Raw genomic sequence first — 23,266 nt, 5'->3', positions numbered from 1 at the left:
GTCACCAGCCCTCCGGCAGGTCGAGGTCGTCGGTGGAGACCGCCACGGGTCGGCGCTCCCGGAGCACCCGGGCGGGCACTCCCCCGAGCACGGCGAAGGGGGGATGGCTCCCCCGCACGACGGCGCCGGCTCCCACGACCGAGTGGTCGCCGATGTCGGCGCCTCGGGTGATGACGCACTTCGTCGCCACCCACACGTCGTCCCCGACGCGGACCGGGGACTTGACGATCCCCTGGTCCTTGATCAGCGTGGTCAGGTCGTCGGTGCGGTGGTCGAAGTCGCACACGTAGACGTCGTCGGCGAAGATGCACGCCGCCCCGACCTCGATGTCGAGCCAGGTGTTGAACGTGTTGCGGATGCCGATGACGGTCTTGTCACCGATGCGCAGGGTGCCCTCGTGGGCCCGCAGGGCGGAGCCGCCGCCGATGTGGGTGTAGGCACCGACGACGAGCCGGGCGGTGCCGGGGGTCACCTGGAACTGCACGTCCGGCCCGATGAAGCACGGCCCCTCGAAGGTCAGGCCGGGCGTGGTCAGCTTCGCGCGGACCATCCGCAGGTAACCGAGGACGTGGTGGTGGCTCCAGGCGCGGTTGGCGACGACCCAGCGGATCCAGCGCCACCAGGTGAGCCCGTGGTCGCGGCCCATCAGCGCGGTGTCGGGTGGGGCTTCACACCCGTCACGCCGACGTTGTAGAAGAACTTCTGCGGCACGACGGCATCGAGCGCCGAGTCGACCCGCATCAGCGTGGTCCAGGTGCGGTAGGCGAAGGTCGCCCACCTGAATCCCAGAGCCGAGTCGGCCACGGCGTACTCGAAGGTGCGGATCGGCCACCCGGCGAAGGCCGAGAGCAGCTCCTCCGTGGCGGTGCCGACCCGCTCCGCCCCGGCACGGCGCGCCGTCCCGGCGAGCTCGGCGGGGTCGAAGGTGTGCAGGTCGACGACGGCCTCGAGCGCGGCGGCCCGCGAGGACTCGTCGAGCTCGGCCTGCTCGCGGGCCCACTTCGTCGCCAGGAAGGGCAGTCGCGTCACGCGGGTGGCCACCTCCCAGGTCAGGCGACCGAGGTGGCGGGCGTACCAGTGGCCGATGGTCGTCGGCTCACCGGCGATGACGAAGCGCCCACCGGGACGCAGCACGCGCAGCACCTCGCGCAGCGCGGCCTCGACGTCGGGGATGTGGTGGATCACCGCGTGCCCGACGACGAGGTCGAAGCTGTCGTCGTCGTAGGGCAGCGACTCCGCGTCGGCGACCTGTCCCTCGATGGTGAAGCCGAGGCGCTCGGCATTCGTGCGCGCCGCCTCGACCATGCCCGGGGACAGGTCGGAGACGTGGACGTCCTCGACGAGCCCGGCGAGCTTGAGGTTCAGCGAGAAGAAGCCGGTGCCCGCCCCGAGCTCGAGGACGCGCCCGAACGGCACCGACTCCCCCGGGACCGGGCTCGACTCGAGGACGCGCAGGAAGCGGTCGCGCACGATCGAGGTGCAGCGGTCGTCGAAGGAGATCGACCACTTCTCGTCGTAGGTCTGCGCCTCCCAGTCGTGGTAGAGCACCTGGGCGAGCTTGTTGTCCCCCCAGGCGCGCTCCACGTCCTGCGCGCTGGCGGCCGCGCCCGCCTGCGGCTCCGTCATCAGATGCCCTCGAAGGAGGCCTTACCCGGGCCGTTCTCCACGAAGGAGCGCATGCCGGTCTTCTGGTCCTGCGTGGCGAAGAGGCCGGTGAACTGCAGGGCCTCGATGTCCAGACCGCTCTGCAGGTCGACCTCGAGGCCGCGGTCGACGCTCTCCTTGGCGGCCTTGAGCGCCTGGGCGGGACCGCCGACGAAGGGGGCGACCATCGCCTGCGCGGCGGCCAGCACCTCGCCCGGCTCGACGACCTGGTCGGCGAGCCCGATGGCCAGGGCCTCCTCGGCGCCGACGTGGCGGCCGGTGAAGATCATCTGCTTCGCCCTGGCCGGGCCGACGAGGCGCGGCAGGCGCTGGGTGCCACCGGCGCCGGGGATGATCCCGAGGCTGATCTCGGGCAGGCCGAGCTTGGCGTTGCTCCCGACGACGCGGAAGTCGCAGCACAGGGCCACCTCGAGGCCGCCCCCGAGCGCGAAGCCGGTGATCGCGGCGACCGTCGGCTTCGGGATCGCGGCGAGCGCGCGGGAGAACTTCTGCAGCAGCCGCACGTGGACCGACATGTCCGTGTAGGACATCTCGGCCATCTCCTTCACGTCCGCCCCGGCGGCGAAGACCTTCTCGCCGCCCCAGACGATGACCGCGGAGACGTCCGAGCGCTCGGCCGCCTCCTCGGCGACCTCGACGAGCCGACGCTGCATCGCGGCGTCGAGGGCGTTCATCTTCGGGCGGTCGAGGACGATCGTGCCGATGCCGTCGGCGACCTCGAGGCGGACGATGTCGCTCATGCCTGCGGCTCTCCGTCCGCCTGCTGGCCCTGCCCATCGGCATCTGCGTTGTCCGTGCCCTCTTGGCCGGTGGCGCGCTGGTGCCACAGCTGCACGCCCTGCAGGACGAGCGGGACGGCCAGGCCGAGCAGGCCGCGCACGTCGGCGCCGCGCGGGAGGATGTGCTCGCTGGTCACGAGGAGGGTGTCGCCGGCCACGGCGGTCTTGACGAGGTTGAAGGCGACGTTGAGGTCGTTGCAGACCTGCATGCGCTCCATCGGGTCGGCCGGGACCGGGTCCTCCAGGGCCCACTGGCCGAAGACGCGCAGGACGTTGGAGTCGTCGTCGGTGCAGCGCACGAACATCTGCTGCTCGGAGAAGACGAACGCGACATCGCCCTCCTTGTCGATGGTCGGCTCGAGCTCGATCGCCTTCAGGGCGGTGACGACCTGGTCGCGCAGCGACGGCTGGGCCTCGGCGTCGGCACCCTCGGTGCCGGCGGGCTGGTTGTTGAAGTTCGGGAGGGCGGTGGGATCGCTCATGTCCCCAACGTACCTACTGCTTAGTCTTGGAGCCATGTCGACCACTGGCGCCCCTGCGCTCCCCCATCGTCCCGCTCCCGGAGTCCGACCCGTCGAGGGTGGTGTCGACGTCGCCGTCTTCGCCGGTGAGGCCACCCGGGTGTGGCTGGCCACCTTCGACGAGGACGGGGCCGAGACCCGGCACGAGCTCCCCGCGACCGGGGAGGGCTGGTGGGGCGGGCACGTCCCGGACGTCGGAGTCGGGACGCGTTACGGCTTCCGGGCCGACGGCCCGTGGAAGCCGCGGGCGGGGCACCGGTACAACCCGGCGAAGCTCCTTCTCGACCCGTACGCCCGGGCGATCGAGGGGGACCTGGCCTACGAGCCGGGCCTCTTCGCCCACGACCTCGACGCCGATGACGCGACGGTCCGCTCCGACCTGGACTCCGCCCCCTTCGTCCCCCGCTGCGTGGTCGTGGAGACCGACTTCGACTGGGGCGACGACGCGGCCCCGGCCCACCCCCGCGACCAGCGGGTGCTCTACGAGGTGCACGTCACGGAGATGACGCGGCTGCTGCCGGAGGTGCCCGAGCACCTGCGCGGCACCTACGCCGGCATGGCCCACCCGGCCACGATCGAGCACCTGCAGCGGCTCGGGGTGACGAGCGTGGAGCTGCTGCCGGTGCACGCCTTCGTGGACGAGCCGCACCTGCGCGACCTCGGGCTGCCCAACCACTGGGGCTACAACACCATCGGGTTCTTCGCCCCGCACGCGCCGTACGCGAGCAGCAGCGACCCGCACGAGGTGCTGGCCGAGTTCAAGGGCATGGTCAAGCACCTGCACGCCGCCGGCATCGAGGTGATCCTCGACGTCGTCTACAACCACACGGCCGAGCAGAGCGTCGGCGGTGCCGCCATCGCCTGGCGGGGCCTGGCCGCGCAGCGCTACTACCGCCTCGACGAGGAGGGGTGGGACGTCGACGTCACCGGGTGCGGCAACAGTCTCGACCTCACCGACCCGGTGGCCCTGCAGATGGTGCTGGACTCGCTGCGCTACTGGGTGCAGGAGTGCCACGTCGACGGCTTCCGCTACGACCTCGCGGTGACGCTGGGTCGCGACGGGGACCTCGACTTCGACCCGGAGCACCCCTTCTTCGTCGCGCTGCGCGAGGACCCGGTGCTCTCGCAGGTGCTGCACGTGGCCGAGCCGTGGGACCTGGGTCCGGACGGCTGGCGTACCGGCCAGTTCCCGGGGGCATGGGCGGAGTGGAACGACCGCTTCCGCGATGCCGCTCGTGACTTCTGGGTCGCCGATGCCGGCGCGCTGGCCGACGGTGCGGTCCCGCACCCGGGCGTGCGTGAGCTCGCGACCCGCCTCGTCGGCAGCCGTGACCTCTTCGCCGAGCGCACCCCCCTGGCCTCGGTCAACTTCGTCACCGCGCACGACGGCTTCACCCTGGCCGACCTCGTCTCCTACGACGAGAAGCACAACGAGGCCAACGGCGAGGACAACCGCGACGGCAACGACGACAACCGGTCGTGGAACCACGGCGAGGAGGGCGACACCGACGACGAGGTCATCCTCGTGGCCCGTCGCCGCTCGGTGCGCAACCTCCTGGGGATGATGCTGCTCTCCGCCGGTGTGCCGATGCTCGCCTCGGGCGACGAGCTCGGGCGCTCCCTGGGCGGCAACAACAACCCGTACTGCCAGGACAACGAGATGACCTGGCTGGACTGGCAGCTCGACCCGGCGAAGGGGGACCTCCTCGCCACGGTCCGGGCGCTCACCGCCGTCCGTCGCGAGGTCCCGGTGCTGCGCGACCACGACGAGAGCGTGATCGGGTGGTTCGACGAGACCGGCGCCGAGATGAGCGACGAGCTGTGGGAGCAGGACCTGCGCCGCACGCTGCAGCTGCGGCTGGCGGGTGAGCCCTGCGCACTGATCGTCGTGCACGGCGGCCTGGAGGAGATGGAGGTGACCCTGCCGGAGACGCCCGACGACGGCGCGTGGCGCCTGCGGTGGGACAGCGCGTGGGAGCGGCCGGAGGAGGCGCACGGCACCGAGGGCGACGGGGTCGAGGTGCTCACCCCGCTCAGCCTGCGGCTCTACACGACCTGAGCCGCCCCCTTCGCCGGGGGGGGGTGGATGTATTCCGGCGGCCCCCAACGCGCGGGATCACATCCACCAAGCCATCACCGGAGCCCGACGACGAGGACGGGGGTGGTGGTCCGACTCAAGGCCCGAGGAACGAGGGCCAAGGACCGCCGCGCCTGTCCTCTGCGGGAGGCGCGGCGGCCCTTGAACGGTCAGGCCGTGGCCGGCACCGGCTCACGGACGCTGCCCTCGGGGGTGAGGGCCTCGCCGTGGGTCGTCGCGTCGTAGGCGTCCTGGTCGAGGATGCCCTCGCGGCGGGCGACGATCGTCGGCACGAGCGCCTGACCGGCGACGTTGGTGGCGGTCCGACCCATGTCGAGGATCGGGTCGACCGCCAGCAGCAGGCCGACGCCCTCGAGTGGCAGACCCAGCGTCGAGAGGGTCAGGGTGAGCATGACGACGGCACCGGTGACACCGGCGGTCGCCGCGGACCCGAGGACCGAGACGAAGGCGATGAGCAGGTAGTCGGTCACGCCCAGCGGCACGCCGAAGAACTGCGCGACGAAGATCGCCGCGATCGCCGGGTAGATGGCCGCGCAGCCGTCCATCTTCGTCGTCGCACCAAGCGGGACGGCGAAGGACGCGTACGAGCGGGGCACGCCCAAGTTGCGCTCGGTGACGCTCTGGGTGACCGGCAGTGTGCCGATCGAGGAGCGGGAGACGAAGGCCAGCTGGATCGCGGGCCAGGCACCGGCGTAGAAGCGGCGCACCGACAGGCCGTTCAGGCGCAGCAGGACCGGGTAGACGAGCAGGAGCACGATCGCCAGACCGATGTAGATCGCGGCGGTGAAGCGCCCGAGCGAGCTGATCGCGTCCCAGCCGTAACTGGCGACCGCATTGCCCAGGAGGCCGACGGTCGCGATCGGGGCGAGGCGGATGACCCACCACAGGACCTTCTGCACGACCGCAAGCGCGGAGCGGCTGAAGGTCAGGAAGGGCTCGGCCTCCTCGCCGACCTTGAGCGCGGCGATGCCGACGGCGATCGCCATGATGAGGATCTGCAGGACGTTGAAGTCGAAGCCGATGGAGCCGTCGGCGCCGGTGGAGCCCTCGAGCCCGAGGATGTTCGCCGGGACGAGCCCGGTGAGGAAGTCGAGCCAGCTACCGGTGCTCTCCGGCGCGGCCGCGGCGTCGGCGCTGACCTGGGCACCACGGGCCGGGTCGATGACCAGGCCGAGGGTGATACCGATGCCGACGGCGATCAGCGCGGTGGCGGCGAACCACAGCAGCGTCTGCCACGCGAGGCGGGCCGCCCCGGTGACCTGCTTGAGGTTGGCGATCGAGGTGACGATCGCGAGGAAGACCAGTGCCGGGACGATCGCGCGCAGGAGGCTGACGAAGGAGGAGCCGACGATCGTCAGGGTCTCGGTCAGCCAGTTCGGGTTGTCCGCGCTGCCGCCCATGTTGCGGGCGACGATGCCGAGGACGACACCGAGGACAAGGCCGATGAGCACCTGCTGGCCGAAGGTGATGCGGCGCAGTGAAGCGAGCATGGGTGAAGGGGTCCTTGCTGTGAGTGGGGGGGAAAGGTGACGGCGGTCGTGCTTGTCGGGCACGCGCGCGTTATCGGCAGGTGGAGTGGCGCTTCAGGTCCACGTCCAACCGCCGGGTCAGATCCCACCGGTTCCATCTCACGAGAGCCGCCAACCACGGGCCCCCCGGTTCTATTCCCGACGACGTCGCGTGCCCTACGGCATTGAGCGCACCGGTCACGCGACTTTTCGGGACACGGGTGCGCACAACGCCGTGGGGGCATGGCCATGGGAGGCGAAGGGGTGAGGTGGCGCGACTCAAGCCGACGTCCGCGCACCGGGCCACCGCCGGGAGAGGGCGCAGGGATGGGGTGGCGCGACTCAGGCAGACGTCCGCACCGCGCACCCGGATCAGTTGATGCACCCGGTCGTGCGGACGTCGCGCCAAGCGCCACCCCAGCCCTTCGCCGTCGACCCCTACGAGCGCCGCTCAGGCGTTGGCGACCAGACCCATGCCGGAGGCGAAGGCCATCAGCTCGTGCTTCGGCAGCACCCGCACCGTCCAGCCGAACTGGCCGGTGCGCTCGACCGGGACCTGCCCGGCGAACTTCGCCTTGCCGTCGTCGTAGGACTCGACGAAGTCCAGCGAGGTGGCGTCCCAGTCGACGAGGTCGTCGGTGCCGAGGGCGACCCGGCCGGCGACGACCTGGACGTCGACGTCGTCCGGGGAGAGCCCGTCGAGCGCGACGTAGGCGTCGACGCTCAGCAGCTCTCCCACGATCGGCGCGTCGGAGGTGCCCGAGCCCTCGACGTGGTCGACGTGCACCCCGTGCCAGCCGGCGCGGACGCGCGCCTTGTACTCCGCCAGGGCCTTGGCCCCGGCGTGCCCGTCGTCGTTGACCCGGGCGTTGTGCTCGGCGGCCGGGGCGTAGAGCTGCTCGGTGTAGTCCTTGACCATGCGGGTGGCCAGGACCTTCGGGCCGAGCGTGCTCAGGGTGTGGCGCAGCATCGACAACCAGCGCTGTGGCAGGCCGTCCTCGTCCACGTCGTAGAAGCGCGGCGCGACCTGCTCCTCGATGAGGTCGTACAGCGCGGCGGCCTCGATGTCGTCGCGCCGGGACTCGTCGGCCAGGCCGTCGGCGGTGGGGATCGCCCAGCCGTTCTCGCCGTCGAACCACTCGTCCCACCAGCCGTCGAGGACGGAGAGGTTGAGTCCTCCGTTGAGCGCGGCCTTCATGCCGGAGGTCCCGCAGGCCTCGAGCGGGCGAAGGGGGTTGTTCAGCCAGACGTCGCAGCCCGGGTACAGGGTGCGGGCCATCGCGATGTCGTAGTTGGGCAGGAAGACGATGCGGTGACGCACGTCGTGCTGGTCGGCGAACTGGACGATCTGCTGGATGAGCTGCTTGCCGGTGTCGTCGGCGGGGTGGGCCTTGCCGGCGATGACGAGCTGCACCGGTCGCTCCGGGTGGAGCAGGAGCGACGTGAGTCGCTCGGGGTCGCGCAGCATCAGCGTCAGGCGCTTGTAGGTGGGCACCCGCCGGGCGAAGCCGATGGTCAACACGTCCGGGTCGAGCACGGAGTCGGTCCAGCCGAGCTCGGCGTCGGTGGCGCCGCGCTTGGACCAGCTCGAGCGCAGGCGGGCGCGGACGTCCTCGACGAGCGCGGCGCGCATCTTCGCCTTGGCCGACCAGATGGCCTCCCCCGGGACGTCGGGGATCTCGTCCCACCGGTCGGAGGCCTCGACGTCGCGCCGGCCGATGTGCTCGGCGGCGACCTCGTAGACCCGGTCGTCGATCCAGGTGGGCGCGTGCACGCCGTTGGTGATCGAGGTGATCGGCACCTCGGTCTCGTCGAAGCCCGGCCACAGGCCCTCGAACATCTCCCGGGAGACGTGGCCGTGCAGCTGGGAGACGCCGTTGGCCCGCGCGGCCAGACGCAGCCCCATGACCGCCATGTTGAACACGTCGGCGGAGCCGCCCTCGTAGGTCTCGGCGCCCAGGTCGCGCAGCTTGTCCAGCGGCACGCCGGGCAGCTCCTGCGCCCCACCGAAGTAGCGCTCGATGAGCGCGAGGTCGAAGCGGTCGATCCCGGCCGGGACGGGGGTGTGCGTGGTGAAGACGGTGCCGGCCCGCGCGGCCTCGGCCGCCTCGTCGAAGCTCATCCCGCCGGACTGCGTGAACTCGCTGATCCGCTCGATGCCGAGGAAGCCGGCGTGGCCCTCGTTGGTGTGGAAGACCTCCGGCTCGGGTGCACCGGTCAGGCGCGACCACAGGCGCAGCGCCCGCACGCCGCCGATGCCCAGGAGCATCTCCTGCTGGAGGCGCTGCTCGCCGCCGCCCCCGTAGAGGCGCTCGGTGACCACGCGCATGGCGTCGTCGTTGCCGGGGACGTCGGAGTCCAGGAGCAGCAGCGGCACACGGCCGACCTGGGCCCGCCACACGTGGGCCCGCAGCGCTCCCCCGCCGGGCATCGCGACCGTGACGACGCAGGGCGTCCCGTCCTCCTCGCGCAGCAGGTGCAGCGGCAGGCCCTGCGGGTCCAGGACCGGGTAGGTCTCCTTCTGCCACCCCGCGTGGTCGAGGCTCTGCTTGAAGTAGCCGGTCTTGTAGAACAGGCCCACGCCGACGATCGGCACCCCGAGGTCCGAGGCCGCCTTGAGGTGGTCACCGGCGAGGATCCCCAGGCCGCCCGAGTACTGCGGCAGGACCTCGGTGATGCCGTACTCGGGGCTGAAGTACGCGATCGAGGCGGGCAGGCTGCCCTCCTCCGGCGTCGTCTCCTGGTACCAGCGCGTCGCGCCGAGGTACCGGTCGAGGTCGGCCTTGGCCGCCTCGACGCGCGAGCAGAAGTCGGCGTCCTCGGCCAGCTCCTCCAGGCGCGCCCCCGCCAGCTCGGACAGCAGCCGCACCGGGTCCCGGTTGACCTCCTCCCAGCACGGCGGGTCGATCTCGGCGAAGAGGTCGCGGGTGGGCGTGTGCCAGCTCCACCGCAGGTTCATCGCCAGGTCCCCGAGGGCGGAGATCGGCTCGGGCAGGGCGGTGCGGACGCTGAAACGTCGAATGGCCTTCACGAACCTCATCTTGGCTGGTCACGGGGCACCGCGCCAAGTCGCGAAGGGCATTCCGCAGGTAACGTCTGGGGGGTGAGCACCGACGACCTCGGCGATCCGCCCCCCTTCGAGGCGACTCCGTCGCACCTCAGGACATCGCCCTCGCCCACCACGCCCGTGTCCGCGCCGCCGCAGCACCCGCTCGGCCGGATCCCGGTCCAGGACGTGCGCCCGTGCGTCGACCACGGTTGCCGCCCAGCGAAGTCCGTCGTCGGCGAGCCCTTCACGGTGACCGCCACGGTCTTCCGCGAGGGCCACGACGCCGTGAACGCGACCGTCGTCCTCACCGCCCCGGACGGCACCGAGCACCACCAGCCGATGACCTGCACCAACCCCGGGCTGAGCCACTGGGAGGCCGAGGTCGGTGCCGACACCACCGGCGCGTGGACCTACCGCGTCGAGGGCTGGTCCGACCCGTGGGCGACGTGGGTGCACGACGCCTCGATCAAGATCCCGGCCCACATCGACCCCGAGCTGATGCGGGCCGAGGGCGTGCGCGTGCTCACCCGCGCCGCGGACGAGCCGCACCGGAGCGAAGGGGGGCGCTCCGCCCTTCGCTCCGCCGTGGAGATCCTGCGCGACCCCGGGCACCAGCCGACCGCGGCCCTCCACCTCGTGACGACCGGCCCGGCCTCTGAGGAACTCGTGGAGCTGCCCCTCCGCGAGATGGTCACGCCGAGCGCGGACCTCCCGCTGCTCGTCGAGCGCGAGCTGGCGCTGTACGGCTCCTGGTACGAGATCTTCCCGCGCAGCGAGGGCGCCCACGTCGACGAGATCACCGGGCACTGGGTCTCCGGCACGCTGCGCACGGCCGCCCGACGGCTGCCCGCGATCGCCGGGATGGGCTTCGACGTCGTCTACCTCACGCCGGTGCACCCGATCGGCACGACCGCGCGCAAGGGCCCGAACAACACCCTCGACGCGAGCCCGCACGACCCGGGCTCCCCCTACGCGATCGGCTCCCCCGACGGCGGGCACGACGCGATCCACCCCGACCTGGGGACCTTCGAGGACTTCGACGCCTTCGTCTCCGACGCGCGGGACCACGGCCTCGAGGTCGCCCTCGACCTCGCGCTGCAGTGCTCCCCCGACCACCCGTGGGTCACCGAGCACCCGGAGTGGTTCACCACCCGCGCCGACGGCACGATCGCCTACGCGGAGAACCCGCCGAAGAAGTACCAGGACATCTACCCGGTCAACTTCGACACCGACCCCGCCGGCATCTACGCCGAGGTGCGCCGCGTGGTGCAGGTGTGGATCGACCACGGCGTCACGCTCTTCCGCGTCGACAACCCGCACACCAAGCCGGTCGAGTTCTGGCAGTGGCTCATCCAGGACGTGGCCCGTGACCACCCGGAGGTCATCTGGCTGTCCGAGGCCTTCACGAAGCCGGCGATGATGCACACCCTGGCCAAGGTCGGCTTCCAGCAGAGCTACACCTACTTCGCCTGGCGCAACACCGTCGCCGAGCTGACGGAGTACGGCACGGAGGTCTCGGGCGAGGCCGCGGCGTACATGCGTCCGAGCTTCTGGCCGACGACGCACGACATCCTCACCCCGTACATGCAGTTCGGCGGGCCCGCGGCGTGGAAGGTGCGCGCCGCCCTCGCCGCGACGATGGTCCCCACGTGGGGGATCTACTCCGGCTACGAGCTGATGGAGCACGTCGCCCGCCCCGGCTCCGAGGAGCAGATCGACAACGAGAAGTACGAGTACAAGGACCGGCGCTGGGACGAGGTCGCCGAGTCCGGGGAGTCGCTCACCGGCTGGCTGACGATGCTCAACGCGATCCGCCGCGGGCACCCGAGCCTGCAGCTGCTGCGCAACCTGACCTTCCACCACGTCGACGACGAGAACCTCATCGCCTACTCCAAGTCGCGCACCCTGCCCGACGGCAGCGAGGACCTCGTCGTCGTCGTGGCCAACCTCGACCCGCACTCGACGCGCGAGTCGACGCTGCGGCTGGACATGGGCGCGCTCGGCCTCGCGTGGGACGCCCGCCTGCAGGTCACCGACCTCGTCACCGGCGAGCACTGGGAGTGGGGCGAGGCCAACTACGTGCGCCTCGGCGCCGACGCCGAACCGGTCCACATCGTCTCGGTACGGTGACCTGATGGCCACGATCCACGACGCCACGCTCTCCCCCGGCAAGGTCGAGCTCGTCGCGGGCTGGATCGGCGCGCAACGCTGGTACACCGGCACCGGACGCCCCCGACTGCGACGGCTCGACTCCTGGCGGCTCGACGACCCCGCGGGCGAGGTCGGCATCGAGACGCTCGTCCTGCTCGACGACTCCGGCGCCACGCCCGTCGTCTACCAGGTGCCGTTGACCTACCGCGGCGCACCGCTCGAGGGCGGCGAGGGCGCGCTCGTCGGCGAGATGGACCACTCCGTGCTGGGTCGCCGATGGGTCTACGACGCCCCGCACGACCCGGTCTACGTCGAGCAGCTGCTCCGCCTGGTCCGCGGGCGTGCCGCCGCGCAGCACGGGTCGCTCTCGGACACCGCCGAGCCGGACGTGCACGGCGTGCCGCACCCGACGTGGCCGGACCAACCGGCCATCACCTCCAGCCGGGTCCACGGCGGCGAGCAGTCCAACACCTCGGTCATCATCGACGCCACGCCCTCACCGGTGGTCGTCAAGATCTTCCGCACCCTCGACGCGGGCGACAACCCCGACATCACCCTGCAGGAGGCGCTGGCGGCGGCGCAGTCCCCCTTCGTCCCGGCCGTCGTCGGGCACGTGGAGGGCGCGTGGGCCCGGCCCGACGGTGACGGTCGGGAGAACGGCCAGCTCGCCGTCGCCCAGGAGTACCTCGCCGGCACGACCGATGCCTGGCAGGTGGGTCTGCAGCAGGCGGCGAGCGGAATCGCCTTCGACGAGCGAGCCCGCGAGCTCGGCCGGGTGACCGCGCAGGTCCACGCGACCCTCGCGCAGGCACTGCCCACCGAGGCCCCGGACGCGGCGACGATCCACGAGCACGTGGGGCGGATGCGCCGCCGCGCGAGCATCGCGCTCGGCGAGGTCCCCGCCCTGGCCGCCCACGAGCGCCGGATCGACCGCCTGCTCGATGCGGCCGAGACGGCGGACTGGCCGCCCATGCAGCGCATCCACGGCGACCTGCACCTCGGTCAGGTCCTCGACGCGCCCGGGCGCGGATGGGTGCTCATCGACTTCGAGGGCGAGCCGCTGCGCCCCCTGGCCGAGCGCAACGCCCTGGACTCCCCCCTTCGTGATGTCGCCGGGCTGCTGCGCTCGCTCGACTACGTCGCCGGGACACTGACCCGGCCCGGTGCCCACACCGCCCCGGGCGTCGACGTGCGCGATTGGGCCACGCGGGCGCAGGAGGCCTTCCTCAGCGGCTACGGCGAGGTCGGCACCGACCCCCGCGAGCGCGACGTCCTGCTCACCGCCTTCGTCCTCGACAAGGCTCTCTACGAGGTCGTCTACGAGGCGCGCAACCGCCCCTCGTGGCTGTCCCTGCCGGTCGAGGCGATCGACCGGCTGCTCCAGGAGGCACACCCATGACACCGATCCCCGACTCCGCCCTGCCCGGCGCCCTCTGGGCCATCGCGCACGGCCGCGGCTCCCAGCCGCACGACGTCCTCGGTCAGCACCTCGAGGACGACGGGCTGCGCGTGCGCGTGCGCCGACCGCTCGCGACCCGGGTGCGGGTGCGCTTCGAGGACGGCGTCGTCACCGATCTGGCCCACGAGCAGGACGGCATCTTCTCCGGGGTGCGCGCCGACGCGACCCGGACGATGGACTACCGGGTGCTCGTCACCTGGGAGGACGGGCTCGAGCACGTCCAGGACGACCCGTACCGCTTCGTGCCGACGCTCGGCGAGATGGACCTGCACCTGATCAACGAGGGCCGGCACGAGCAGCTGTGGGGCGTCCTCGGAGCACACGTGCGCGAGTACGAGGGGCCGATCGGCGCGGTGACCGGGGTGTCCTTCGCCGTGTGGGCGCCGCGGGCGAAGGCCGTGCACGTCATCGGTGACTTCAACGGCTGGGACGAGCTGGCGCACCCGATGCGCACGCTCGGTGCCTCCGGGGTCTGGGAGCTCTTCGTGCCCGACGTCGGGCCCGGGGCCGTCTACAAGTTCGCCGTGCGGGGCGCCGACGACGTGCTGCGGCACAAGGCCGACCCGATGGCCCGCCTCGCGGAGACCGCCCCGGCAACCGGCTCGGTGGTGACCTCCTCGACCTACACGTGGGACGACGAGGCCTGGCTGACCGCTCGGGCCACCCGCGACGCGCAGGTGGGACGGATGAGCATCTACGAGGTGCACCTGGGCTCGTGGCGCCCCGGGCTGTCCTACCGGGAGATGGCCGAGGAGCTCGTCGCGTACGTGCGCGAGCAGGGCTTCACCCACGTCGAGCTGATGCCGGTGATGGACCACCCCTACCCTCCGTCGTGGGGCTACCACGTCACGAGCTACTTCGCGCCGAACTCCCGCTTCGGCTCCCCCGACGACTTCCGCCACCTCGTCGACGCGCTGCACGGCGCAGGCATCGGGGTGATCCTCGACTGGGTCCCCGGGCACTTCGCGACCGACGAGTGGGCGCTCGTGCGCTTCGACGGGCTGCCGCTGTACGAGCACCCGGACCCGCGGCGCGGATGGCAACCGGACTGGGGCAGCTACGTCTTCGACTTCGGGCGACCGGAGGTGCGCAACTTCCTCGTCGCCAACGCGCTGTACTGGCTCGAGGAGTTCCACGTCGACGGACTGCGCGTGGACGGGGTGGCCTCGATGCTCTACCTCGACTACTCCCGCGAGGACGGCGAGTGGATCCCCAACGTCCACGGCGGCCGGGAGAACCTCGAGGCGATCGAGCTCCTGCAGGAGGTCAACGCCACGGCCTACCGCCGCTCCCCCGGGATCATCACCGTGGCCGAGGAGTCGACCGCCTGGCCGGGCGTGACCCGGCCCACGCACGAAGGGGGACTCGGCTTCGGCCTGAAGTGGAACATGGGGTGGATGAACGACGCCCTGCGGTACCTGGGCGAGGACCCGATCAACCGGGCGCACCACCACACACTGCTGACCTTCGCGATGATGTACGCCTACGCGGAGCACTACCTGCTGCCGATCAGCCACGACGAGGTCGTCCACGGCAAGGGCTCGATGCCGTACAAGATCCCCGGCGACGACGGTGACCGCTTCGCGACGCTGCGGGCGTTCTACGCCTACCAGTGGGCCTTCCCGGGGAAGCACCTGGTCTTCATGGGCACGGAGTTCGCGCAGACCTCCGAGTGGGCCGATGGCCGGTCCCTGGAGTGGCACCTGCTCGACCACCCCGCCCACCGGCGAGTGCAGGAGCTCGTGCGCGAGCTGAACTCCTTCGCCGCCCGGCACCCCGCGATGTGGGCGCTGGACCACCGGCCCGAGGGGTTCCGCTGGCTCGACGCCGACGACGCCGCGGGCAACACCGTCTCGTTCGTGCGTACCGGTGGCACGATCAGCACCGGCGGCACCGTCGGGACGGGCGGGGCCGGCAGCGCGAGCGGCTCGGTCGGGTCGGCCGGTCCGGAGGTCGAGGACGTCGTCGTGGTGGTGGTCAACTTCGGCGGGAGCGACCGCCACCGCCTGCGCATCGGCCTCCCTCGTGGCGGCACGTGGCGTGTCGCCCTGGACACCAGCGGCTTCGACGCGGCGAGCTCCCCGAGCCAGGCCGGCACCGAGCTCACGGCGCAGGAACGCCCGTGGCACGACCAGCCCTTCTCGGTCGAGGTCGACGCCCCCCGCCTCGGCGCCATCTACCTCGTCCCCGCCCGAGGGTGACGTCGTTGTTGGCGGTTGGCCCACGGTAGGACGTAGGCCAACCGCACACATCGACGTCAGGTCCCATCTGCGCGCCTGTGAGCGGGGTGAGCAGGCGAAGGGGTGGGGTCGGCCCGACTCAGGCGCGGCGCCCACGCCGGCGCCGGCGCCGGGACGGACGGAGCGGGCGAAGGGGTGAGGTCGTCCGACTCGGGCCGGAACCCGAACCGAGTGGGCGAAGGGATGGGGTCGTCCGACTCAGGCCGACGTCCGCACCGACCTCTCAAGGCCGAGTGATACTCCCGCGTCGTGCGGACGTCGCGCCAAGGACGACCCCGTCCTTCGCCCGCGATCCGGAGACGGGCCGAGACCGGCCGCGCCCGTCCCACGGTGGAGGCTCAGAACAACGCGCTCATCAACGTCGTCCGCCCCTTGCGCACGCGCTCGTCCTGGTTGCCGACGACGGCGAAGAGGTCGAGCAGATGGTTCTTCACCCGCTCGCGCTCGTCACCGGCGGTGACGCGCACGAGGTCGATGAGCCGGACGAAGGCGTCCTCGACGTGCCCGCCGAGGACGTCCATGTCGGCGACGACGAGGGCCGCGTCGACGTCCTTCGGGTTCTCCGCGGCAGCGGCCCGGGCGGCGTGGAGGTCCACATCGCGGGTGCGCTTCATCAGCGCGACCTGGGCGAGTCCGAGCTCGGCGTCGGTGTCCTTGGGGTTCTCCGCGAGGGCCTTCTCGTAGGCCGCGGTCGCGGCGTCGAGGTCGTCGCGCTCGATGGCCTCGAAGGCCTCCTGGTGCAGCGGCGGCAGCTCCTCCTCGGTCTCCTCGGGCGTCGTCTCGCCACCACCGGTCTCGACCCGGCCGGTCACGCCGTGCTGGACGGCGAGCTGGAGCAGCTGGTCGACGACCTGGCGGAACTGCTCCTTGTCGACGAGCCCGCTGAAGAGCGGCACCGGCTGACCGGAGACGAGGCCGAGCGCGAGCGGGACCTCCTGCGCCTGCAGCGCCTGGGCGACCCCGGGGCTGTTCACGAGGTCGATCGCCACGACCTGCAGCCGTCCCTCGAGGGACCGGGCGATGTCGACGGCGTCGTCGACCAGGGTCCGGCTCTGCGGGTGCTGCGAGGACCAGACGATCGCCAGGGCGGGCACGGCGGCGGTGCGGGAGACCACCTGGTTGAAGGAGGCGTCGTCGGCCTCGATCAGCAGGCCGTCGGCGCTGGAACCGGCGGGTGCGGCACCCCCGGCCTGGGTGGGTGAGGGTGCGGGCGCACCTGTGCGCGCGGCGTCGGGGCGGGCCTGGCCGCCGAGGCCGGAGAGGTCGACGGCTCCACGAAGGCTACGGGTCGGATCGGTCATGCCCCCATCATTCCCCACGGGTGCGTGGTTGGGGAAAGTCGGGGAGGTCTACTCGCCCTCGGCCGACTGCAGCACGTCGCTGACACCGACGACGGTGGCGTCCCCCTTCGCCGGGATGACCATCGCGAGGGTCTCGGCGTGCTCCACCGAGAGCCTCTTCCTGACCTGGCCCTTGCCGAGGACGCGGCGGATCGCCGGGTCCTCGATCTTGAGCACCTTGAGCTTGTCGCTCGCGGTGATCGTGTCCGTGCGGGTCATCGGCACGAAGCTCAGCTGCCCGCCGTCGACGAGCTCGAAGCTGACGGAGGCCACGTCGGCCGTCGACTGCTCCTGGCGGTAGCGGCCCAGGTTGCCGAGGTCCTCGTCCTTGGCCTTCGCGTTCTTCTTCAGCGCCTGCGAGAACGCGTCGTCGAAGGAGACGCCCCCGGGGTCCTTCTTGGGCGGCGTGTGGCCGACGCCCTCGGACCAGGCGTCGACCGCCTTCGTCACGTCCTTGCCGGGCTCCTCGGAGACGGTCACCGCGGATCCCTCGCTGACGGGAGCCAGCGCCGGCACGCTGGCCCCGGCCGCCATCGGCACGTCGGCGAACAGTCGGTACGGCTGGTCGGCGGCCCGCGCGACGAGGACGTGGAGGAACTGCGTGCCCTCCACCTGCGAGGTCGCGAGCACCGCCCGGGGCCACTCGGTCCCGCTGCTGACACCCAGCACCTGCAGGTCATCGGTCGCACCGCCGGCGTGCTCCTGCCGGTCCTTGCTCCTGGCCGCAGCGTCGGTCGCACGCAGGGCGGGACCGGAGAAGACCGCCTTGCGCTCCTGCTCGGAGGCCTTGCCGCCTTCCTTGCGGGTGGCTGCCGCGTCGTCGAGCACACGGGTGGTGACGTCGGTCGCGGTCTCCTCGGTGATCGAGGCACCGTCGGAGCTCTCTGCGGGGGCGTCGTGCATGCCGACGACGGCGGTCCCGGCGCCGCATCCGGCGAGGACGAGCGGCAGGGCCACGACGGTGGCGACGAAGGGGGTGCGGCGGCTCATGCGTGGACCTTCTCGTGGGTGGTCTCTGCCGGTCGGCCGGGACGGGCGCGCCGCTCCCGGCGTGCGCGCAGGAGGCGGGGCGCGAGGGCCAGTGCGATGCCCAGGAGCAGCAGCACCAGGCCGGCGACGAGCACGACGATCGCGATCGTGCTCCAGCGGTCGTCGGTGACCTCGTACTCCAGCTGCTCGACCTGCTCGCCCTCGGGCGCGGTGATGACGAGCGTCTGCGGGGCCTGGGCCTGGTCGATCGTCGAGGTGACCGAGCCGTCCCCGCTCGTGGAGGACTGCCAGATGTCGAGGCCGCGGACGTCGCTCGCCTCGCCCTCGCCGACCTCGGAGGTGGTCAGCGCCCACTCGGAGACATCGACCCCGGTGACCTCGCTCCGGGGGCTGTCGCCGAGGAGTGCCTCGACGTCGGAGGGTCGGGCGGTCCCGGCCCACACGCTGCCGCTGCCGGTCGCGGTGACCTCGATCGGGGAGTCGAGACGGTTGAGGACGTCGGGGTCGAGGACGACGACGCGCTGGTCGGGCTCGCCGGTGAAGGTCGCGGTGCCGGAGGTGCCCAGGGCACTGAGGAACCAGCCGCCGACGATGACACCGACGAGGCCGAGCAGGGCCACGAGCGAGCCGGAGACGCGCAGGATGAGCGTGCTCATGTCACTGCTTTCGGTGGAGGGTCAGGACGGCCCGCCACTACCGGCGGACGATCAACGATGACAAAGTTTCACCAAGGTCACAAATTAGTCACGACGTGGTCAGTCCCGCAGGAGCCCCTCGACGCGGTCGACCTTCGAGGTGAGCTGACCGGTGCGCCCGGCCCGGATGTCGGCCTTCATCACCAGCGAGACGCGGTCCCCGTAGGGGCCCATGGCCTCGACGCACTGCTTGATGACGGCCATGACCTCGTCCCACTCCCCCTCGATGGTCGTGAACATCGACCCGAGGTCGTGAGGGAGGCCACTGTCGCGGACCACCTGCAGGGCGGCCGCGACCGCCGGGGCGTACGAGCCGTCCTCGCCGGGACCGGCGGGGGCGATGGAGAAGGCGAGCAGCACGGTGACCTCCTGGTCAGTCGTTGGCGGCGATCCTCAGGTCGCCGTCGATGCGGATGAGCTCATAGGTGTAGCGCCGGGTCAGCTCCTCGCCGTCCTCGGGCTTCAGCTCGAGCGTGGTGGAGACGGTCCCGGCCTCGGTGTCGACGCTGATGTCGGTGGCATCGACCTTCTTGTACCCGGACCAGAACTCGTCGTAGCCCGCCCGGTCGTCGTGCCTCTCGGGGGCGAGCATCGCCCAAGCGGCGTCCCGGTCCTTGGTCACGGTCGTGAAGTAGTCCTCGATGAACTCCGTGGCCTCCTCCTCGGTCAGGTCGAGCTCGCCGGTGCTCGTCGCGCTCGTCGGCTCGCTGCTGGTCGAGGAGGTCGCCCCGGTCGCCGCCCCCGACGCGGACGGCATCACGGTCTGCTCCTGCCCGGACACCGCGGCGCCCGAGGAGTCCGCCGCCGTCCCACCCCGGGTGAGGAAGAGGATCCCCCAGACGATGAGCGCGACCGCGAGGACGCCGAGGAGCAGCCACAGGAGAAGGGGGCCGACCCCCTTTGCCCTCCGGTCGGAGTCGGGTGCTGCGCCGGCCGCGGCGGCAGGGGGCGTGGCGCGCGCACCGGACGGCGGTACGCCTGCGGCCGTGCGCGTGGTCGGGGGGATGTCGGCGCCACCGGCGGCGATGGACTCCAGCCGGCGCAGTGCCTCGCGCATCGTGCCGCGGCGGGCGGGGTCGCGGGCGAGCATGTCGGCGAGGACGGGCTCGAGGGGCCCGGCGCGCTCCGGCCGGCGCGGCGGCTGGGAGGCGACGTCCTGCAGTGTGGCGAGAGCGCTGCTCCTGCTCGGGTACGCGTCGTGACCCTCCACGGCGAAGTAGATCGTCGCGCCGAGCGCCCACACGTCGGCGGCCTCTCCGTGGGGTCTGCCGACCGCGACCTCGGGGGCCATGTAGTTCGGGGTGCCGGTGACCAGACCGGCCTGGGGGGTCTGCTCGTCCGTGCCGCCGGCCCGGGCGATGCCGAAGTCACCGAGCTTGGGCAGGCCACCGCCGATGAGGACATTGCCCGGCTTGATGTCGCGGTGGACGACCCCGGCACGGTGTGCCGCGGCGAGCGCTCCGGCGAGCTGCGCACCCAGGTCCGCCGCCCCCTTCGCCGTCATCGGGCCGCGCTGCCGGATGGCCGTGGCCAGCGTCGGTCCGGCGACGTACTCCATGACCAGCCAGGGGCTGTCCTCGTGCTCGACGACGTCGTAGACGGCGACGACATTGGGGTGGTTGAGGGCCGCCGCGGCGCGGGCCTCGCGCATCGCGCGGTCGGCCTCACCCTGGCTCTCGCCGGGGAAGTCACCGATCTGCTTGGCGGCGACCGACCGGCCCAGCACGGTGTCCCGTGCGAGCCACACGACCCCCATGCCGCCACGGCCGATCGGTCGCACGGGCTCGTATCGGCCACCGATCACGGAGGGAGTGGTGTGGTCAGTCATGTCCGTTCCAGCGTAGATGGCGCGCACCGTGGGCGGACCACCAGCCGTCGTCGGGTCGCGACAGACCTCAGCCGGCGACGGACTCGAGGAGGACGTCCGCGGCGGCGAAGGGGTCCGTCCTGCCGTCGACGACACCTCCGGCGAGCTGGTCGAGCGTCCCACCGGCCCCGAGGTCACCCATCCGCGAGCGCAGCTCGGCGACGGCGAGCGCGGAGATCTCGTCGCGGGCACGGGCGGTGCGGCGCCGGCGCAGCTCACCGCTGGCGGCCAGCCACTCGAGGTGCTCGCCGACGGCCGCGACGATGTCGTCGACGCCGGTGCCGTTGACGGCGGAGGCACGCACGACCCGGCGGCGCCAGCCACGGGGGGCCGTCCCCTCCCCCATCTGGATCATGTGCCGCAGGTCGCGGACGGTCGAGTCGGCGCCCTCGCGGTCGGCCTTGTTGACGACGAAGACGTCGCCGATCTCCAGGATCCCGGCCTTGGCGGCCTGGATCCCGTCGCCCATCCCGGGGGCGAGCAGGACGAGGGTGGTGTCCGCGGAGCCGGCGACGGCGACCTCCGACTGGCCGACGCCGACCGTCTCGACGAGGACGACGTCGAAGCCGGCGGCGTCGAGGACCCGGATCGCCTGCGGCGTGGCGACCGAGATGCCGCCGAGGTGCCCGCGCGAGGCGAGCGAGCGGATGTAGACCCCCGGGTCGGTGGCCGCCTCGCTCATGCGGATGCGGTCACCGAGCAGGGCACCGCCGGAGAAGGGGGAGGACGGGTCCACCGCGAGCACCGCCACGCTCTTGCCCGCCGCCCGGTAGGCCCCGATGAGCGCATTGGTCGTCGTGGACTTGCCGACGCCGGGCGAGCCGGTCAACCCGACGACGTGCGCCCCACCCGTGTGGGGGGCCAGGGCGGCCATCACCTCCCGCAGCGCGGGGTGCTGGTCGTCGACCAGCGAGATCAGCCGCCCGATGGCACGCGGCATCCCCGCCCTGGTCTGCTCGACCAGGGCGGGGACGTCGACGCTGCGGATCACACTCAGGCGCGCGGCACGCGCACGATCAGGGCGTCGCCCTGACCGCCACCACCACAGAGCGAGGCCGCACCGGTGCCGCCACCGCGACGCTTGAGCTCGTGGGCCAGCGCGAGGGTGATGCGCGCGCCGGACATGCCCAGCGGGTGGCCCATGGCGATGGCGCCGCCGTTGGGGTTGACCTTCTCGGGGTCGATGCCCAGCTGCTTGGTCGAGGAGAGGCCGACGGCGGCGAAGGCCTCGTTGATCTCGACGAGGTCGAGGTCGTTCACCGAGATGCCGTCCTTCTTCAGCGCGGCCTCGATCGCGTTCGCCGGCTGGGACTGCAGCGTGGAGTCCGGCCCGGCGACGACGCCGTGGGCGCCGATCTCGGCGAGGTAGTCCAGGCCGAGCTCCTCGGCCTTGGCCTTGCTCATCACGACGACCGCGGCGGCACCGTCGGAGATCTGCGAGGCGGAGCCGGCGGTGATGGTGCCGTCCTTGGAGAAGGCCGGACGCAGCTTGCCCAGGGACTCGGCGGTGGTGTCACCGCGGACGCCCTCGTCGGTGTCGAAGACGACCGGGTCGCCCTTGCGCTGCGGGACCTCCACGGCGACGACCTCGTCCGCGAACTTGCCCTCGGACCATGCCTTGGCGGCCTTCTGGTGGCTCGCGGCCGCGAAGGCGTCCTGCTCCTCGCGGGAGAACTCGGACTTCTCGGCGTTCTTCGACTCGGTCAGCGAGCCCATCGCCTGGTCGGTGATGATGTCGTGCAGGCCGTCGTAGGCCATCGAGTCCTTGAGCTTGGTGTCGCCGTACTTGATGCCTTCACGGCTCTTCGGCAGCAGGTGCGGCGCGTTGGTCATCGACTCCTGGCCGCCGGCGACGATGACGTCGAACTCGCCCGCGCGCACGAGCTGGGCCGCGAGGGCGATCGCGTCGATCCCGGAGAGGCAGACCTTGTTGACGGTGAGCGCGGGCACGTTCTTCGGGATCCCGCCCTTGATCGCGGCCTGGCGGGCGGGGATCTGGCCCTCACCGGCGGTGAGCACCTGGCCCATGATCACGTAGTCGACCTGCTCGCCCGAGATGCCGGCCTTCTCCAGGGCCCCCTTGATGGCGAAGCCGCCGAGGTCGGACCCGGAGAAGCCCTTGAGGGAGCCGCTCATGCGGCCCATCGGGGTGCGGGCCCCGGCGACGATGACGGACACAGGACGCTCGGACATGTGGATGCCTCCAGCTTTCGTGGGATGGCGCGGCACCGGAGCGACACCGCGGGTGTTGGCCCCGATTCTATCGACGCGGGCGGAGGGAGGGCAGGGCCCGGGGCGGTGTGCGGCCTCACACGCCCAGCACCTCCCGCCGGGGCCGGCGCCTCAATAGGCTGCGCGACATGACAGATCTCTTCACCGCCATCGACCACGTCGGTGTCGCCGTGCCCGACCTCGACGACGCGATCGCCTTCTACCGTGACTCCCTCGGCATGGAGCTCGCGCACGAGGAGACCAACGAGGAGCAGGGCGTGCGCGAGGCGATGATGCGCGTCGGCGACTCCGGGTCCTGCATCCAGCTGCTCGCGCCCCTGACGCCCGAGTCCACGATCGCGAAGTTCCTCGACCGCAACGGCCAGGGCATGCAGCAGCTCGCCTACCGCGTCGAGGACATCGACGCCGTCTGCGCGACCCTGCGCGAGCGCGGCCTGCGGCTGCTCTACGACACCCCCAAGCGCGGGACGAGCAACTCCCGGGTCAACTTCATCCACCCGAAGGACGCCCGCGGCGTCCTCGTCGAGCTGGTGGAGCCCGCCCGCAGCGGTGCGGGCGCCCACCAGGCCTGACTCCCCCCTTCGCCCGGGGTGTGGCCCCACGCCACCCACCGCCGTGTGAAGTCAGTCATGACACCGTCCCACCGGCGCCATGACCCCCTTAAGTTGCACG

General features: G+C 71.9%; 18 protein-coding genes. 5 read left to right on the top strand and 13 right to left on the bottom strand.

Going from position 1 to position 23,266, the window contains the following annotated elements; all coding sequences use genetic code 11:
* Position 1 precedes the first annotated feature (1 nt).
* Genes PVE36_RS04520 through PVE36_RS04505 form a run of 4 tightly spaced genes read right to left on the bottom strand, consistent with a single transcriptional unit; the run spans position 2 to position 2,926 of the window.
* Positions 2-646, bottom strand: coding sequence for an acyltransferase (locus PVE36_RS04520; protein WP_277454838.1), 645 nt, complete (start codon positions 644-646; stop codon positions 2-4).
* Positions 646-1,626: a class I SAM-dependent methyltransferase gene (locus PVE36_RS04515; protein ID WP_277454837.1), complete on the bottom strand. Its 981-nt coding sequence runs from the start codon at positions 1,624-1,626 to the stop codon at positions 646-648. The genes PVE36_RS04520 and PVE36_RS04515 overlap by 1 nt, the downstream gene beginning before the upstream one ends.
* A complete protein-coding gene (locus tag PVE36_RS04510; RefSeq protein WP_277454836.1) occupies positions 1,626-2,405 on the bottom strand; it encodes an enoyl-CoA hydratase-related protein in 780 nt (259 codons plus the stop codon). The genes PVE36_RS04515 and PVE36_RS04510 overlap by 1 nt, the downstream gene beginning before the upstream one ends.
* On the bottom strand, positions 2,402-2,926 hold the full coding sequence (locus PVE36_RS04505) for a hypothetical protein (protein ID WP_277454834.1): 525 nt from the start codon (positions 2,924-2,926) through the stop codon (positions 2,402-2,404). Before PVE36_RS04505 ends, PVE36_RS04510 begins: the two co-directional genes overlap by 4 nt.
* A 34-nt stretch (positions 2,927-2,960) precedes the next feature.
* Between PVE36_RS04505 and glgX the strand changes: the two genes are divergently transcribed.
* On the top strand, positions 2,961-5,024 hold the full coding sequence (gene glgX / locus PVE36_RS04500; protein ID WP_277454833.1) for a glycogen debranching protein GlgX: 2,064 nt from the start codon (positions 2,961-2,963) through the stop codon (positions 5,022-5,024).
* Positions 5,025-5,212: 188 nt separating this feature from the next.
* Here glgX and PVE36_RS04495 read toward each other — a convergent pair whose 3' ends face one another.
* A complete protein-coding gene (locus PVE36_RS04495) occupies positions 5,213-6,553 on the bottom strand; it encodes a dicarboxylate/amino acid:cation symporter (RefSeq protein WP_277454832.1) in 1,341 nt (446 codons plus the stop codon).
* A gap of 469 nt (positions 6,554-7,022) precedes the next feature.
* Positions 7,023-9,602, bottom strand: a complete 2,580-nt coding sequence (glgP, locus tag PVE36_RS04490; protein ID WP_277454831.1) for an alpha-glucan family phosphorylase — start codon at positions 9,600-9,602, stop codon at positions 7,023-7,025.
* A gap of 156 nt (positions 9,603-9,758) precedes the next feature.
* Here glgP and PVE36_RS04485 point away from each other — a divergent pair, with 156 nt between their 5' ends.
* From PVE36_RS04485 to glgB, 3 genes are read left to right on the top strand one after another with little or no spacing between them, the layout of a single operon-like run.
* Positions 9,759-11,750: an alpha-1,4-glucan--maltose-1-phosphate maltosyltransferase gene (locus PVE36_RS04485; protein ID WP_277455762.1), complete on the top strand. Its 1,992-nt coding sequence runs from the start codon at positions 9,759-9,761 to the stop codon at positions 11,748-11,750.
* 4 nt (positions 11,751-11,754) lie between these two features.
* Positions 11,755-13,170 carry an aminoglycoside phosphotransferase gene (locus PVE36_RS04480; protein ID WP_277454829.1) on the top strand — a complete coding sequence of 472 codons (1,416 nt, stop codon included), beginning with the start codon at positions 11,755-11,757 and terminating at the stop codon, positions 13,168-13,170.
* Complete coding sequence (gene glgB / locus PVE36_RS04475; protein WP_277454828.1) at positions 13,167-15,431, top strand: 1,4-alpha-glucan branching protein GlgB; 2,265 nt, start codon at positions 13,167-13,169, stop codon at positions 15,429-15,431. The genes PVE36_RS04480 and glgB overlap by 4 nt, the downstream gene beginning before the upstream one ends.
* 377 nt (positions 15,432-15,808) lie before the next feature.
* Here glgB and PVE36_RS04470 read toward each other — a convergent pair whose 3' ends face one another.
* The 7 genes from PVE36_RS04470 to PVE36_RS04440 all read right to left on the bottom strand — a co-directional run bounded on the left by PVE36_RS04470 (position 15,809) and on the right by PVE36_RS04440 (position 22,555).
* A complete protein-coding gene (locus PVE36_RS04470) occupies positions 15,809-16,771 on the bottom strand; it encodes a tetratricopeptide repeat protein (RefSeq protein WP_277454827.1) in 963 nt (320 codons plus the stop codon).
* Between the two features lie 48 nt (positions 16,772-16,819).
* The gene (locus PVE36_RS04465) at positions 16,820-17,800 is read right to left on the bottom strand and encodes a hypothetical protein (RefSeq protein ID WP_277454826.1); all 981 of its coding nucleotides are present in this window, start codon (positions 17,798-17,800) and stop codon (positions 16,820-16,822) included.
* The gene (locus PVE36_RS04460) at positions 17,797-18,456 is read right to left on the bottom strand and encodes a hypothetical protein (RefSeq protein WP_277454825.1); all 660 of its coding nucleotides are present in this window, start codon (positions 18,454-18,456) and stop codon (positions 17,797-17,799) included. Before PVE36_RS04460 ends, PVE36_RS04465 begins: the two co-directional genes overlap by 4 nt.
* A 99-nt stretch (positions 18,457-18,555) precedes the next feature.
* Entirely contained in the window at positions 18,556-18,855 is a 300-nt protein-coding gene (locus PVE36_RS04455; protein WP_277454823.1) for a thiamine-binding protein, read from the bottom strand.
* 13 nt (positions 18,856-18,868) lie between these two features.
* On the bottom strand, positions 18,869-20,323 hold the full coding sequence (locus PVE36_RS04450; RefSeq protein ID WP_277454822.1) for a serine/threonine-protein kinase: 1,455 nt from the start codon (positions 20,321-20,323) through the stop codon (positions 18,869-18,871).
* 67 nt (positions 20,324-20,390) lie between these two features.
* Positions 20,391-21,353 carry a methylmalonyl Co-A mutase-associated GTPase MeaB gene (gene meaB / locus PVE36_RS04445; RefSeq protein WP_277454821.1) on the bottom strand — a complete coding sequence of 321 codons (963 nt, stop codon included), beginning with the start codon at positions 21,351-21,353 and terminating at the stop codon, positions 20,391-20,393.
* A 2-nt stretch (positions 21,354-21,355) separates the two neighbouring features.
* Positions 21,356-22,555 (bottom strand): acetyl-CoA C-acetyltransferase, encoded by a 1,200-nt coding sequence (locus PVE36_RS04440; RefSeq protein WP_277454820.1) that lies wholly within the window; start codon positions 22,553-22,555, stop codon positions 21,356-21,358.
* A gap of 167 nt (positions 22,556-22,722) precedes the next feature.
* Here PVE36_RS04440 and mce point away from each other — a divergent pair, with 167 nt between their 5' ends.
* Positions 22,723-23,166, top strand: a complete 444-nt coding sequence (mce, locus tag PVE36_RS04435; RefSeq protein WP_277454818.1) for a methylmalonyl-CoA epimerase — start codon at positions 22,723-22,725, stop codon at positions 23,164-23,166.
* The last annotated feature ends 100 nt before the right edge of the window (positions 23,167-23,266 follow it).

The organism is Janibacter sp. DB-40 (genome assembly GCF_029510815.1).
In the GTDB taxonomy this organism is placed as follows: domain Bacteria; phylum Actinomycetota; class Actinomycetes; order Actinomycetales; family Dermatophilaceae; genus Janibacter.
The sequence above is the reverse complement of the archived record's forward strand: the minus strand, read 5'-3'. Positions and strand labels throughout refer to the sequence as shown.